Source organism: Microbacterium sp. SORGH_AS_0421, from assembly GCF_030818635.1.
Taxonomy (GTDB): Bacteria; Actinomycetota; Actinomycetes; order Actinomycetales; family Microbacteriaceae; genus Microbacterium.
In genome coordinates, this window is sequence record NZ_JAUTAO010000001.1 from 598,519 (window position 1) to 614,396 (window position 15,878).

Sequence of the window (15,878 nt, forward strand, 5' to 3'; positions counted from 1 at the left end):
AGGGGCCTTTCAGGGGTCAGTCTTTGACCGCGCCGGCGGTCACACCGGCCGCCACGTAGCGCTGGGCGAGGATCAGCAGGACGGCGGCGGGAATGGATGCCACGACGGCGGTCGCCATGATGGCGTTCCACTCCTGGTTGTTGTTGCCGATGTACCGGTAGATGCCGATCGTGATCGGCTGGAGCTTGCCGCCGCTGTTCAGTGTCGAGGCGAAGATGAAGTCGGACCACGACCACAGGAACGCGAACAGCGAGACCGTGACGATCGAGTTGCGGCTGACCGGGAGGACGATCGACCGGAACGTGCGCCAGGTGCCCGCCCCGTCGATGCGGGCGGCGGCGAGGAGCTCATCGGGGATACCCCGCATGAAGGCGGTGAAGATCAGCACCCCGAAGGGCACCGCCAGGGTGGAGTCGGCGAGGATCAGCCCGGGCACCGTGTTGAGGATCCCGGCATTGAGGTAGATGCCGTAGAACCCCATCGCCATGATGATCCCGGGGATCATCTGCGCGATGAGCAACGCGAAGCTGAGCACGTTGCCTCCCCGGGGACGGAGCTTGGCCAAGGCGTAGGCCGCCGGCGCCGACAGCACCAGCGTCAGCACCACGGTGCCGACACCGATCACGAAGCTGGTGCCGAGGTAGGGCAACTGGTCGGAGAGCACCCTCTGGTATCCCTCGAAGGTAGGGGCGAGGGGGAACAGATCCGGCGGCGACTTGCGCATATCGCCCTGGGGGGTGAGCGAGACGTTGATCATCCAGTAGATCGGGAACAGCATGATCCCGGTCAGGATCACACCCACGAGGGTGATCCACCACGGTCGACGCTTCATCAGACCTCCAGACGGCGCTGGGCGCGGATGTAGATCAGCCCGAAGACCAGGGCGATCACGATGAGAAGGTTGCCGACGGCCGCCGCGGGGCTGAGGTCGGGCAGGGCCGACCCGAAGCCGAGCCGGTACGACCAGATCGCGAAGGTGGTGGAGCTGGAGCCCGGGCCCCCTCGCGTCATGATCCAGATGATGTCGAACACCTTGAGCGTGTAGACCAGCCCCAGCAGGATCGTGATCGCCGAGACGGGGCGCAGCAGCGGGAAGGTGATGCGCCAGAACTTCTGCAACGCGTTCGCCCCGTCGATGGATGCCGCTTCGTAGATGTCGGTCGAGATGTTCTGCAGGCCGCTGTAGAGGATGACGAGGTTGAACGGCACCCCGATCCAGATGTTCGCGATCAGCACGGACACCAGTGCCCACTGCGGGGAGGTGAGCCAGTTCACCGGATCGATGCCCACCGCCCCGAGCGCGGCGTTGACCACTCCGGAGTCCGAGTTGAGCATCCACGACCACGCGGAGGCCGAGACCAGCAGCGGCAGCAGCCACGGCACGAGGAACAGCGCGCGCAGCGTGGCCGACAGCGGGAAACGTTGGAAGAAGAACACTGCCAGCGCCATGCCGATCGTGTACTGGAACGCGATGGAGACGAGCGTGAAGGTGGCCGTGTTCGCCAGCGCGGGCCAGAACGTGGCGTCTTGGAAGACGGCGACGTAGTTGGCGAACCAGACGAAGGGGGCGTTGCCGTCGATGAACGAGCGGACGGTGTAGTCGCGCAGGCTCAGGTCGAGGTTGCGATAAAGCGGATAGGCGTAGAAGACGACCAGATAGATGACGACGGGGGCGAGGAACGCCCACGCCGTCCACTGGCCCCGGCGCCGCGGGCGGCCGCCGGGGGTGGGGAGGACGGCGGACCGCGCCGCCGCCCTCCCGGCGTCGCCGGTGCCCGTCGAGGCAGTGATCTGCGTCGCGGTCATGTCGGCGTACCCCTTTCGATGGATGGGATTACTTGGACGAGGCGGCCTGCTGGGCGGCCTTCAGGGCGTCCTGCGGCGACTGCGCGCCGGTGAGGGAGTTCTGCACCGCGGTCCAGAGCTGCTCGGAGATGATCGGGTACTTCACACCGAGGTTGTCTCCGGTGCGGGCCTTGGCCGCGCCGACGGCTTCGACCCAGGGCTCGAGCGAGGGGTCCTTCGCCAGCTGCTCCTTCTGCGCCTCGGGCGTGGCCGCGATGTAGTTGAGCGTGTTATCGGTGCCGACCACGTTCGCCGTGCTGGTGAGGCACTCGACGATCTTGGCCGAGGTGGCGTAACGGGCCGAGTCCTTCTGGACCGGCAGGGTGAGGAACTCACCGCCGGTGGGAGCGGGGGCTGCGCCGCCCTTGGCCGACGGGATCGGGATGACCTGGTAACCGGCCTTCGCCGCTCCCGCCTTCTGCCAGGTGCCGTTCTCGGCGAAGCCGAAGTCACCGGTCTCGAATTCCTGCCAGCTGGTGGTCTGGGTGTTGTTGATGACCGAGTTCGGCGCCCAGCCCTTCTTGACCCAGTCGGTCCACAGCTGCACGGCGGAGACCGCTTGCGAGGAGTCGAGCTGCGTCAGGTCCGCACCCGCACCCCAGAACCACGGCAGGAACTGGAAACTGCCCTCTTCCGTGCCGATACCCGAGAAGGTGATGCCCTTCTTGCCGGATGCCACGACCTTCTCGATCGCGCTGTTGAGGCTCGACCAATCCTTGATGGAGGAGGGATCGACGCCGGCGGCGCTGAGGACGGTGGGGTTGTAGTACAGGGCGAGGGTGTTCGCCCCGATCGGGACGCCGTACGTCTTCCCGTCGATGACCGACGCACCGAGGATGTTCTCGGCGACGTCGCCGACCTGCAGTCCGTTCTCGTCGGTTGCGGTGACGATGCCGGCCTCGACCAGCGTCGAGACCGCGGGGTTGTCGATGAGGAGGATGTCCGGAGAGTCGCCCTGCTGGCCGGCGAGAAGCGCCTTGCTGGTCAGGTCGCTCGTGTCGAAGCCGGTGCGCTCGACGGTGACTCCGGCGTCGGCCGCGCACTTGTCGATGACCTTGGCCCAGTCCGAGGTGGCGTCGTACTGCGGGTACGGGTCCCAGAAGGTGTAGCTGCCGCCGGAGTCTCCGGATCCGCCGGAGCCTCCGCCGGAGCAACCGGCCAGGACACCGACGGCGACGGCGCCGATGGCGAGCGCTCCGAGAGCGCGGGTACGGGTGATTGTCGTGCTCACTTGCGATTTCCTCTCTGAAATGTGACTACGTTGTCGTTCAAGCGACGCGTTGAACCGGTTCGACGAGGGGCCGACGGAACGGGGCGCGTCTTCCGCCCCGTCAGGCGGTGCTCCCCCGGTCGGTCAGCTCGGGCTCGATGAACCCGACGACGGGGGGCCCGTAGTCGGGGTCGGCGATGCGCCGGACCAGGTGCTGGACCGCCTTGCGTCCCAGACCGTCGGGGGAGGTCTCGACTGCCGTGTACGGCAGCAGGAAGGTGCGCCCGAAGTCTCTCGAGTAGAGGCTGACGACGGACAGGTCTCGGGGAACCACGGTGCCGCGCTCGCGCAGCACCCCGGGGAGCGCGGCGATCGAGGCATCGTTGTGCACGATGAGCGCCGTGGCGTCGGTTCGGGTGTCGAGGATCGCGTTGAGACTGCGCTCGATCGCGGGCTGCTGCGACTCGCCGTAGTGGGCATGGATACGGATCCCGTAGCGCGCGGCCCGCTCGAGGGCGGCATCGCGGAACCGCCATGCGTAGGCGCCACCGCGCTCGAAGACGTGCCGCGGGGGCGAGACGAGCACGATGTCGTGATGGCCGAGCCCGTAGAGGTGATCGACGGTGAGGCGCGCGGCCTCGCCGAAGTCGAGGTCGAAGACGTCAAGCCCCTCCGTGTCGCGCGGCAGACCGACGAGCGCGCCGGGCTGGCGCGCCTGGCGGAGCGCGTCGAGGCGAGGATCGTCGTGCGTGACGTCGAGGAGCACGACGCCGTCGACCATGTTCGACGACGTGATGCGACGGATCGCCCCCGGACCGTCGCCATCGGTGACCATGAGGATGTCGTATCCGAGCTCGCGCGCCGCATCGGACACCGCCAGGATGTACTGCAGCATGGCCGGCGGGAACTCGTCCTCGTGGAATTGCAGCAGCAGCCCGAGGACCATGGTCTGCGAGGTGGCGAGAGCTCGCGCCCCCGCGTTCACGGTGAAGCCGAGCTCGGAGATGGCGGCATCGATGCGCTCCCGCGTCTCGCGCGAGATGGGACGGTTGCCCGAGAGCGCGTACGAGACCGTGCTGCGTGAGACGCCCGCAGCTTTGGCCACGTCACCGATGGTGGTCATCTCTGCACCCCCTTCATCATCGAACCGGTTCGACTAGTGTAGCGCCGTAATCGGACCACAGCAAACAGTTTTGCAGTCGAACGCCGGGTATTTCATCCGCCTTCAGGTCACCGCTGCGGGTGCCCGCGCACGACGCGAGGACGCCCCGGGGCTCGGGTCCCCGGGGCGTCCTGCGATCGAGCCGTCAGCTGCTCGCACGTTCCCTTCGGCGGGCGATGAGCGCGGCACCCGCGGCGAGAGCCGCAGCCCCGACGAGCAGACCACCGAAGCCGGCGAAGGTGAAGCCCGTCATGGCGAGCGATCCGGAGGCCGAGACGCCGGCGCCCGACGGCGCCGCTCCCACCGACGACGCCCCGCCACCGGTCCCACCGGAGCCGGTACCACCCGTTCCGCCCCCGCCCGAGCCGCCGGCGCTCGCGGCGGTCACCGCGAGAGACGTGGTCGCCGAGCGCTGCGAGATCGCCCCCGTCGCGATGAGCCGGTGGTCGCCGACGGGCGCCGATACGGGCACCGTCAAGGTCGCCGACACGGCACCCGCGGCATCCGCCGACGCCTCACCGAGCACGATCGGGTCGGAGTGCAGGACGAACTCGACCTTCTCTCCCGGGGTGAAGCCCGTGCCCGACGCGGTCACCGTCCCTCCCTGAGCGACCGAGGAAACCCCCGCCGAGAGGGTCGGGGCCGAAGCCGTATCGGGGTGGAGGGCCGTGAACGTCATCCGATCGAGGTTCGGCGCCCACTGGGAGCGCAGCCCCAGGGCCGGGTACCGCTCGGAGATGTAGGTGACGCCGTTGAAGTCCGGCTGCTCCTCCGATGCGAAGCGGATCGAGTTCTCCCCGACCTGCAACTGCACCTCGACCGTCAGATCCCAGAACTGGTTGGCGTTGTAGCTCTGCGGGAACAGCACCTTCTGCACCGGGCCGCCGTTGACGGTGATGTCGGCGCGACGGGCCACGGGATCGGGGTTGTAGTGCGAGGACGGCGACTGCTCCTCGTTCGAGTAGCGCAGGGTCATCGCGTAGGTCCCCGCCTGGGCGACCGTCACCTTCTGGGTGAGGGTGTTGCCGTTGCCGGGGGCGCCGCCGATGCCGACGACCGCCTTGCCACCGCTGGCGAGCGAGAGGTCCTGAACCTTCGCCGAGCCCGCGAGGGTTCCGGCCTCCGCCTCGATGGTCTGCGAGGCCAGCTCGTTCTTCGAGGCCTGCACCGCCACGCGGTCCAGGGCGAGGGTCCCGGACGACCCGACGACCTCCACCTTGTTGATACCGCCGACGAGGAAGGCCGGGATCACCGCGGTGTCGGACACCGTACCGAGGTCCACACCGTTGACGCGCAGGGTCGCGGTGCCGCCTCCGAGGGTCTTCACCTCGAGGGACTTCTCGGAGTCGTCGGCGTTGTAGACCCAGAACGTGACCGATTCGCCGCTCGCGACGGGCACGTACCCCGATCCCGAGACGCCCGCCTTGTCGTACGCCGCCGCGGCGCCGTGCAGGACGGCGTTCTCGGCCTCGTAGATGGGCGTGTACCCGGGGTTGGGCTGGGTCAGGTCGATCTTGTCGATGATCGCCGTACCGACGGTCTGCTTGGTCCCGTCGAGACTCTTCGCCGCGATGGTGATGGTGTTCTTGCCTGCCTGCAGGTCGACCGTCGTGTCACTGTGATTCCAGACGACCCACTTGTATCCGAGCTCCGCGTAGATCTCCTGTTCGGCGCCGCCGTTCACGGTCACGAACATGTTCACCGGCCCCTGCGCGAGGTTGAGCTGGTCCTTGTTGTACGCGCTGGCGAGAACACTGAGGTCGTAGGAGCCTGCTGCGGGCACGTCGACGTCGAAGGAGATCTGCAGGTTCGATCCGCCGCGGATCCCCCCGACGTCCTTCGTCCCCGAGGTGTAGAAGCCGCCCACGTTGCTCGGCGTGCCTTCGGGACCGTTGATCTCGGGGGTTGCTCCGCTGAAGCGGGCGTCCTCCGCCTCGTAGACGCCGCGCCACGACACCGGCGACTGCGCCGGGCTCGAGGCGTTCTGGCCCGGGGTGACGATGATCTCGTACGCCGAGTCGGTGCCCAGCTGCGGAAGGCCGCCCTGACCGAACCGGAGGCCGAGCGAGCCGTTCGTCACGGGGGCGTCGAACTCGGCGACCGTCTGCGGCTCGCCCGAGTCGCCGATCTGACCGGTCCAGCGGATGTCGCGCACCTGGACGTGAGCGGTCCCCGACAGATAGTCGGGCAGACGGTCGAAGTAGACGTTCTGATCGCCGGAGCTGCCGCCGAGGAGGGCATGCACCTTCTTGTCGGCGTCGTCCACGGTGGCCACCCCCTGCAGCGTGTAGCTCTCTCCGGGACGCGGCGGGTGCACGGTGACCGTGTCGCCGGTCATGTTGCCGTAGGCGTTGAGCAACCACCACTGGCCGTTGCCGCGGTTGGACTGGACGGCCGAGTCGCTGAGGTTGCCGTCGATGTTCCAATAGGCGATGTCCGCGTCGATCTTGGAGTCCTCGATCGCGGAGATCCACTGGATCATCTGCGCGGGAACCGACGTGTGGTAGTTGAACGCGTACTCGTTGACGTTGATCGGCAGGTGCTGACCGGCCCACTTCGTGCCGGCGAACAGCTCGTCTTCCCATCCGCGGTACTTCGCGACGGAGTCGCGGATCGTGGCGGGGTTGCTCAGCTCGTGCCAGGTGAACGCCTGCGGAACCGTGTCGTTGGCGATCGCGTGCTGCAGGAACCCGTAGTCCTGGTCGAACAGCACACTCGTGTTCGGCCCACCGATGCGCGCGTCGGGCATCTTGCTCTTGATGAGCCGATAGGCGCGATCCCACGCGCTGAAGAAGCGGTCGGGGTTGTCGAGCCAGCTCTGCCCCCAGAACGACTGAGCGCCGTTGCCGTACATATTGCCCTCGGGCTCGTTGAAGGGAACGAAGACGATGCGCTTGCGGTACTGCTCGGGCAGTTGCAGCACCTGGTCGACCTGCGCGCCGATCGAATCGAGGTACCAGGCCTCCTTCGCTGCGCCGTCGTCGCCGGGCACCTCGTACGGGAAGCCGCGGTTGATGTCGGTCATGTAGATGTAGACGTCACCGTTGGAGGAGTCGGCGAGCGGCTTGACCACCTCGAGCGCGTCGGCGCCGGGGTGCTGGGGGCCGTCCTGGGCCTTGGTGGAGACGGTGCGCAGCTGGATGCCGTCGATGAGGTTGTTCGAGGGCAGACCGGGACCGTACAGGCCGTAGAGCGTTCCCGACGCGCCGCCCATGAATGCGCCGGTGCGATCCCCGACGTCGATCGAGAACTCGTCGGGCGTCGTGACCCGGACGGTGGCCGTGACCGCGGTGTCGGTCCCGTCTACCGTGCCGGTGACGACGAAGACGCCGCGCTGAGCGTAGGAGGATGCCGGGACCTGGGCCCAGGTGACGGGAGCGAGCCGCTGCTGACCGTCGTCGAACTCGGCCTTCACCCCGGGAAGGTCGGGGGCTTTACCCACGTCGGTCTGCACGTCGACGCTCGTCTGCAGCACCTTGGTGGGCTTCGGTGCCGCGGTGCTGGCGAGCGCGCGTACCTGGGCCGCCGAGAGAGCGGTGTCGTAGACCTGGAAGTCGTCGATCGCCCCGGCGAAGAAGGGGTGGACCCCGGTCCAGAAGGGCTGACCGATGAAGCCCGAGTCGGGCGAAGACGCGTCGAAGAGAGCGGTCGACACATCGGCTCCGACCCGGGTGCGGCTGACCTCGAGGCCGTCGAGGTAGTACACGAGCGCCTCGGAGTCGATGGTCGTGGTCACCAGGTGCCACTCGCCGGACGGCAGAGCCGTCGATCCGGAAGCTCCCACCTCGCCCTGAGCAGTGGGTTTGATGCTCGAGCGCGCCTTGTCGTCGCCCTGGAAGCGAGGGGTGTAGAAGGCGGCGTTGTCCTTGTCTTTGCCGAGCGTGTACAGCCACTGGAAGGCGTCACCGCCATCCCACTTGACCCACGTCGAGATCGTGGTCGAGCTGAGCCCCTGGAAGAGTCCCGAGGGAACCGTGATGAACGGCGCCGTGCTCGATCCGGCTGCGCCGCCGGAGAGATGCAGAGCCTTGCCTCCCGCCGGACCGTCGACCAGCTGCGCCGAGCCCGGGTTGGTCAGCACGCCGTCGCGTCCCTTGCCCGATTCGTCCTTCACGGTCGAGGAGACGGCTGTCTCTGCGTCGAAGTCGTAGTCGAGGATGACATGGCTGCCGGAATCGGCGGCGGGTGCCGCCTGAGCGACCTGGGGGTGGGCGGGGGAACCGATGGCAAGGGCGGCGACGGCCAGCCCTGCCGTGACGGTCGCGATGGGCGCGCGTACGGCACGCCGTCGAGTCGGCCTCATGGAAACTCTTCTCTCGTCGTTGAGGGGGATCACCGCTTCATTTGTCGAACCGGTTCGACACACACGGTAGATCGGTATCGCCACACGGTCAAGAGGGGATTCGCCGTTGTCGCGGCCGTCGCCCGCGACGGGTGCTCTCGGACCGCACTCCCGCACGCGCCGCCCGGCGTCAGCGAAACACGAGAAGGGGCCCGGATGCCGCGGCATCCGGACCCCTTCTCGTCGTCCCTCTCGGGCGCTTACGACACCGTGCGCCGCGGTCGACGCATCGCCCAGACCGACGCTCCCCCGACCAGGAGGAAGACCGCGAGCAGCGATGCGCCCAACGGACCCTGCGCGCCGGTCGCGGCGAGCTGACCCCGCGGGACGACCGTGATCGGCACTCGCTGGATCACCGAGCCGTCCGCCGCGAACACCACGATCGAGTGCGCGCCCGCCTCGAGGTCCGCGGGGATGCGAACGTCGAAGCTGACCCGGCCCGCCGCATCGGCGACGGGGATCCCGGCGATGCGGATCGGCGTGCTGCGCAGCTCGGCGGTGATCTGCTCACCGGCTCCGAGGCCCGTGACCGTGACCCGTACCGTGCCACCGCGCTCGACCGTCGACGCCGATACCGAGACCGAGGGGGCCGCCGGAGCCGTCGGGGGCGGTGTCGTCGGCGAGGCGGTCGGCTGGGCCGTGGGCGTACCGGTTGGAGGCGGCGTGGGAGACGGGCTCGCCGTGGGCGGGCCGCTCGGCGACGGGCTCGGCTCGGGGTTCGGCTCGGTGGGAACCTCGCGCGCAGCGACGCTGGTCAGCGTCGGCTTCACGGTCTGGAACAGCCCGTCGGCACCGATCGGGACCCGGTCGATCGTCGTCTCGCGGTTGGTTCCGCCCCCTCCGGGGATCGCGAAGCGGTGGTACGCGATGTACCACTCGTCGGTTCCCGGCACGTTGATGATCGAGCTGTGCGCAGGTCCGAGGATCCCCTGCGAGGGGTCCTTCTGCAGCAGGATGCCGCGGTAGGTCCACGGTCCGTCGATGCTCGTCGACGTGGCGTAGCCGACGCGGTAGTCGGGCGACCCGGTGTCGTCGATCGAGTACGTCAGGTGGTACGTGCCGTCCCGGAAGTTCATGAAGAGCCCCTCCCGGAAGTCGGGCAGGCCGCTGATCGGCTTGATCGTTCCCGCCTTGATGCTCTTCATGTCGTCGGACAGCTCTCCGTAGACCGGCCGGCCGTTGCCCCAGAACAGGTAGAACTTGCCCGTCCGGGGGTCCTTGAACGCCGCGGGGTCGATCGCCTGACCGCTGTTGACGCTCTCGGCGTTGGTGATCATCGGCCGCGACTCCGCGGTGAACGGCCCCTCGGGGCTGTCTGCCACGGCGACGCCGATCTCCTTGCGGTTGTCGGTGGGCTCGTGACCGCTGAAGTAGAAGTAGTACTTCCCGCCCTTCTCGATGATCGTCGGAGCCCACGCGTTGCCGGTGGCCCACGGGACATTGCCCGCGGCGCCGTCGAGGGTCAGGAACGGCTTGTCCGACCGCGTCCAGTCCACGAGGTTCTTGGACTTCCAGACGTAGAAGGTGTTGCCGCCCCAGCCAGGGGTACCGTCGGTCGTCGCGTAGATGTAATACGTGTCACCGAACACCGCGATGTTCGGATCGGCGTACAGCCCCGGCAGGACCGGGCTCTTCATCTCGACGGCCGTCAGCGTCCACGCCGTGTCGGCCTGGCCGGACGTCTTGAGCGTGACCGTCACCGGTGAGCTGAGGTTGCGCAGCGTCCCCGACGCCGGGGTCGCGGTCGTTCCCGTCGCGGTGGCGAAGGTCGGGCGCAACGTGGTCAGGTCGGTGCCGGGCTTGACCGGGAACGTCACCGTCCGGGTGTCGGCGTCGACCATCGGCGCGACCTTCAGCACGCTGGGGTCCTGAAGGCTCACCGCCCCGAGGATCGATCCGTTGCCCGACTGCGCGACGATCTCGTCGGCCGACAGCGCGCGGTTGTAGAGCGCGAACTCGCGCACCTGGCCGCGGAGCAGGTTGTCGGCGTTGTAGACCGACTTCCCGATGTAGTTGGCGAGGGTACGACCGCCGCCGATATCGCCGGGGCGCACCGTGACGTTGGTGTTCTCGGCGACCTGCTGGCCGTCGAGGTAGAGACGTGCCGTCGAGCCGCTGAGCGTATAGGTCACGTTCACCCACCGGTCGCGCGGCAGAGCCGACGCCGATTGCGCGTTCTGCTCCCCCGACCAGTTGCCCGTCGTGAGCGCTCCGCGGAACTGGTTGTCGCCCGTTGCGAACAGATACCCGTTGCCAGTGCCGTCCTGAGCGGTGTTGCCGAACGCGTACAGGAAGTACGGGTTCTTCTGCGCCGCGTCGACGCGCATCTCCGCCTGGACCGTGATGTCGGTCGTCCCCGCCAGCACGTCGTCGGGGAGATCGACGTAGTCGTCGGTCCCGTCGAAGGTGAGGGCGGCGTCATCCCAGACGGCATTGCCCTTGATCTGCGCATCGCGCCCCGCACCGGAGCGGTCGTGCAGGGTCGAGCCGGAGCCGTCGGTGAAGTCGTAGCGCAGGAGCTCGCCCTTCTCGTTGGCCGCGAGCGGCTGCGGAAGGTTCGCACGCAGCGCCGTGAGCTCGGCCTGGGTGACGGGCATGACGGTGCCGTGCCGCGGGCTGCCGGGCAGACGGTACGACGCCGGGACCTGCCAGTCCGGGTTGGCGATGTCGGTGGTCGCGAGCGGGATGTAGCCGCGTCCGCCGTACTCGTCGACGAACAGGTAGTACTTGTCGCCATTGACGTCGCCGGGGTTCGACTTGAAGATGCTCGGCCCCTCGACGGCGCCGGTACCCGCGTTCTTACCGATGCACGAGGTGACGGGCTTCCACTGGTCGAGCGGTGCCGTCAGCACCGACGAGCTCTCCTGGATGATGTCGCTGCAGCCGGTGGTGCCCGCGCCCTCATCCTTCGTGAAGCGCTGGTAGACCCCGTCGGCCTTGATGACGGTGGAGTCGATCCGCGACATACCGCCCTGCCAGACCTTGGTGTCGCTGAAGGTGACGAAGTCGCGGGTGGTGGCGTACAGCATGCTGTTGGCGACGTTCGAGGTGTGGTTCGGGTCGCTCTCGGGGTAGAGCTTCGATGCCCAGAAGACGACGTACTCACCCAGCGATTCATCCCAGTACGCCTCGGGCGCCCACGTGTTCCCCGCCGTGTCCGGCGAGACCTTGACGTGGCGCTGGGGGCTCCAGGTGACGAGGTCGTGCGACTCCCACACCTCGAGGTACTTCGACCCCGTGCGCTGCGCGCGATCCCAGTTTCCGTCGCGGCCGATCGAGAGGTCGGTGGCGATCAGGTAGAACGTGTCGCCCTCCGGAGAGCGGATGAGGAACGGATCGCGCAGGCCCTTCTCGCCGAACGTCGAGGTGAGCGTCGGCTGCCCGTTGTTGAGCTCGGTCCAGGACAGGGCGTTGTTTCCGTTGCTGGCGGCGAAGTAGATGTTCTCGCCCGCGACGGAGTTGCCCGTGAAGTACGCGAAGGTGTACCCCTCGAACGGCCCGATCTGCGCCGCCTTACGGACGGTCGCGGAGAAGTCGCGCGTCTGGGTGACGGCGTTCTTCGTGACGGATGCCGTGAGCGTCACGGTCGCGTCGTCCGCGGGGCGCGTGACGACGCCGTCGGCGGTGACGATCTTCGCGTCCGAGGTCGTCCAGGTGACCGGGAGCCCCTGCGACGACCCGGGGAGGGTGAGGTTGCCGCGGACGTCGTCGACGTTCGTCACCGTCAGTGCGCCGAGCGCCGACTGCACGGCTGCGCCGTCTTCGGGCGTCTTCACGAGGGCTTTGACCTCGGCGGCGGAGAGGGCGCGGTCGTAGATACGGAAGTCGCGGAGGCTTCCGGCCAGGCGCTTGTCGGCGGTGTAGGTGGAGCGACCGAGGTAGTTCGCGGTCGTGGCACCGCCGCCGATCATGCTCGGGAGCGTGGTGGTGTTGCTGTTCTCGGCGATCTGCACGCCGTCGATGTACATACGCGACGTCTTCGACCCCGCATCGAGCGTGTACGTCAGCGTCTTCCAGACGCCGCGCTCGAGGGCATCGGCGCTCTCGGCCTTCTGCTCGGTCTCCCAGTTGCCCAGGGCGATTCCCGTGCGCGCGGGATTGCCCGTGGCGAAGAGGTAGCCGTTGCCGTACCAGTCCTTGGTATTGCCGAGGCCCCAGATGAAGTAGTTGCCGCTCTGCTCGGGGCGCACGATGACGTCGGTGCTGACCGTGATCGAATCGAGCCCCTCGAGGATGCCATCGGGCAGCTTGATGTCATCGTCGTCGCCGTCGAGACGGACGCCGTCGGCGCCCGTGAGCGTCGGCCCGCCCTCGAAGGCGGCGTCGCGTCCGTTGCCGGATGCGTCGTGGGCGACGGTGCCGGTGGTCTCGTCGAGGGGGTATGCCACCACGAGGCTCGCGTCGGCGGCGACCGCGCCGGCCATGGCGGGGACGGTGAGGGGTGCCGCGACCAGGGCGGCGATGACCGGGACGGCGAGCGTCCAACGGGAACGGCGGCGCGGGGTCGCCAATCGATCGTGAGGGGTCACGGGGGGTCCTCTCGGGGTGCGTCATTGCAGGAACCGTCGTCTTCGACGGCCCTTCGCATGTTAGCGCTCACACCACGCGATGACCAGCATGGTTACGTCAACAGCCTCACCCGCCGGCCGTGGGAGCGATGTCACGGCCTCGCGTTTCGCGGCCGAGACCTCCCTCTGGCCCATCGATCGCTCGAGCATCCGCGCCCGCGGGACGCGTCGGCGCGATCAGCGCGAGCGACGCGAGCCGGTGGGACGTACGGTCGGCGCCGAGTCGCGCACGATGAGTCGCGTGGGAAGGGGGGTGCTCTCGCTCACGGTGTCGGGGTCTTCGACGGCCAGCAGCACCTTCTGCATGAGGATCTCTCCGAGGGCCGCGAAGTCCTGCCGCACCGTCGTCAGGGACGGGTAGAGGAATGCCGCCTCCGGGACATCGTCGATGCCGACGACACCGACGTCCTCCGGCACGCGCAGCCCACGCTCGCGCAGAGCCGAGAGCACGCCGATCGCCATGTGGTCGTTGGCGACGAAGATGCCCTCGCCCGGGGCGATGTCGGCCTCACCGGCGATGCGGTATCCGCTCTCGGCCGACCAGTCCCCGTGCACGAGGTCCATCGACTCGCTGCGCGAGGACGCGAGCTCTTCGCGCCACCCGCGGATGCGCTCGACGGCGTCGGGGTTTCGAGCGGGGCCGGCGATGTGGCGGATCGGGCCGTAGCCCGCCTCGCGCAGGTGTCGTACCGCGCTCCGGGCCGCTCGGTACTGGTCGATGGCGACCAGGCGCGGGTGCGGCCGACTCGTCGTCGCCGACGCCACGACCGGGATGTCGAGGTCGAGGGCCTGCACGGATGCCAGCACCTCGGTGTCCACGACGATGAGCACGATGGCATCCACTCGCTGCTTCAAGAGCCCGTCGATGGCCGCTCTCACCGCCACGGCGTCGCCCTGCGGGGAGCTGATGGCGTCGACGTTGTACCGCGCGGCGCGGGCCGCGAAGTTGAAGTTCATCGCGATCGACGAGGGGCCGTAGTCGACGCTGCCCGGGGTGACGAGGCCGATGGTTCGGGTCCGGCGCGTGACGAGGGCCCGGGCGGCCGGCGACGGGCTGTACCGCAGCTGCGCGATGGCCTGCTCGACTCGCGCGCGCGTGGCCGGGCGCACGTTCGGCATGTTGTTCAGGACGCGCGAGACCGTCTGATGCGAGACGCCCGCCAGGCGGGCCACATCGAAGATGTTCGCCGTACGCGCCGCTTTGTCGTCAGCCATGGACCGCCTCACCGGGACTCTCGTGCCCCGCCACGAGAGCCAGGAGGGCATCGGGGGTGAGATCGACGGCGGGGACGATCTGCGCGAGGACTCCGTCTCGCATGACCGCCACCAAGTGCGCCACGCGCAGCACCTCGTCGAGCTCGGCCGAGATGTAGATGATCGAGAGCCCGTTGTCGGACAGCTCACCGACGAGCCGCTGGATCTCCGCCTTGGCGCCCACGTCGATGCCCCGCGTGGGCTCGTCCAGGACGATCACGCGGGGTGAGAGAGCGAGCAGGCGCGCGAGAAGCACTTTCTGCTGGTTGCCGCCCGACAGCGTCGAGACCGGGCGATCGATGTCGGCGGGGCGGATGTGCAGAGCCTCGACCCAGCTGGTGGCCAGTTCGCGACGCCGCGCCGTGCTCATTCTCCGCAGCACTCCGCGCTGAGCCTGCAGCGCGAGGCTGATGTTGTCGAGGACGCTCAGGTCGCCGATGACGCCCTCGGTGCGACGGTTCTCGGACGAATAGGCGATCCGGCGACTCATGGCCTCACGCGGCGAACGGAATCGCGCCGACACACCATCGACGAGCACCTCGCCCGATCCCGGCTGGTCCACGCCGGTCAGCGCCCGGGCCAGCTCGCTTCGGCCGGAACCGAGAAGACCCGCGACCCCGATCACCTCCCCCTCGGCGAGATCGAGATCGGCCTCGCGCAGTCGGGAGCCGGCACTCAGGCCGCGCGCGCTGACGACAGCGGGACCCTCGCTGTCATCGACGGTGCGCTGGCCGAGGGGCGCGAGAACGTCCGCGGCGGCACCGAGCATCTTCTCCACGAGATCGATGCGCAACAGCTCCCTCGTGGCGTACTCACCGACGAGGTGGCCCCCACGCAGGACCGTGACGCGGTCGCAGATCTCGTAGACCTGGTCGAGGAAGTGCGAGACGAACACGACCGCGATGCCGGTGTCCTTCAGCTCGCGGATGACCCGGAAGAGCTCGGCGACCTCGTCGGCGTCGAGGCTCGAGGTCGGCTCGTCGAGGACGAGCACCTTGACGTCGACCGAGACCGCGCGAGCGATGGCGACGAGTTGCTGGATCGCCAGCGGATGCGACGACAGGATCGAGGCCGGATCCACCTCGACACCCAGAGACGCCAGGGCGGATGTGGCCCGACGACGCATCGCGGCGTGGTCGATCATGCCCCACTTGCGGGGCTCGCGGCCGAGGGAGATGTTCTCGGCCACCGTGAGATTGGGGAGGAGATCGATCTCCTGGTAGACCGTCGAGATGCCGGCCGCCTGCGCCTCGGCGGGGGACGACAGTCGCACGGGCGCGCCCTCGATGAGGATCTGGCCGCTGTCGAGGCGGAGGGCTCCGGTGATCGCCTTGATCAGCGTCGACTTGCCGGCACCGTTCTCGCCCATGAGCGAGTGGACCTCGCCGGCCTGCAGCCGGAAGTCGACGCCCGAGAGCGCCGACTCGACGCCGAAACGCACCGACGCCCCGCGCACCTCGAGAAGGGGCGGGGCGACGGCGGCGGGCATGGGGTCAA

Annotated in this window: 8 protein-coding genes; all 8 read right to left on the reverse strand. The window is 68.5% G+C overall.

The genetic code is table 11. The features are described 5' to 3' along the window. Positions 1-16 precede the first annotated feature (16 nt). Entirely contained in the window at positions 17-832 is an 816-nt protein-coding gene (locus QE416_RS02895; RefSeq protein WP_210076926.1) for a carbohydrate ABC transporter permease, read from the reverse strand. After that, positions 832-1,806, reverse strand: a complete 975-nt coding sequence (locus tag QE416_RS02900) for a carbohydrate ABC transporter permease (protein ID WP_307313351.1) — start codon at positions 1,804-1,806, stop codon at positions 832-834. The genes QE416_RS02895 and QE416_RS02900 overlap by 1 nt, the downstream gene beginning before the upstream one ends. Positions 1,807-1,834: 28 nt before the next feature. Further along, on the reverse strand, positions 1,835-3,076 hold the full coding sequence (locus tag QE416_RS02905) for an extracellular solute-binding protein (protein ID WP_210076924.1): 1,242 nt from the start codon (positions 3,074-3,076) through the stop codon (positions 1,835-1,837). Between the two features lie 100 nt (positions 3,077-3,176). Beyond that, the gene (locus tag QE416_RS02910; protein WP_210076923.1) at positions 3,177-4,178 is read right to left on the reverse strand and encodes a LacI family DNA-binding transcriptional regulator; all 1,002 of its coding nucleotides are present in this window, start codon (positions 4,176-4,178) and stop codon (positions 3,177-3,179) included. 184 nt (positions 4,179-4,362) lie between these two features. Then, positions 4,363-8,520: a LamG-like jellyroll fold domain-containing protein gene (locus QE416_RS02915; protein WP_307313354.1), complete on the reverse strand. Its 4,158-nt coding sequence runs from the start codon at positions 8,518-8,520 to the stop codon at positions 4,363-4,365. Positions 8,521-8,759: 239 nt separating this feature from the next. Next, positions 8,760-13,088, reverse strand: a complete 4,329-nt coding sequence (locus tag QE416_RS02920) for a family 43 glycosylhydrolase (protein ID WP_307313356.1) — start codon at positions 13,086-13,088, stop codon at positions 8,760-8,762. 216 nt (positions 13,089-13,304) lie between these two features. After that, a complete protein-coding gene (locus tag QE416_RS02925; protein ID WP_210076921.1) occupies positions 13,305-14,342 on the reverse strand; it encodes a LacI family DNA-binding transcriptional regulator in 1,038 nt (345 codons plus the stop codon). Further along, positions 14,335-15,870, reverse strand: coding sequence for a sugar ABC transporter ATP-binding protein (locus QE416_RS02930; RefSeq protein WP_267788249.1), 1,536 nt, complete (start codon positions 15,868-15,870; stop codon positions 14,335-14,337). The genes QE416_RS02925 and QE416_RS02930 overlap by 8 nt, the downstream gene beginning before the upstream one ends. Positions 15,871-15,878 lie beyond the last annotated feature (8 nt).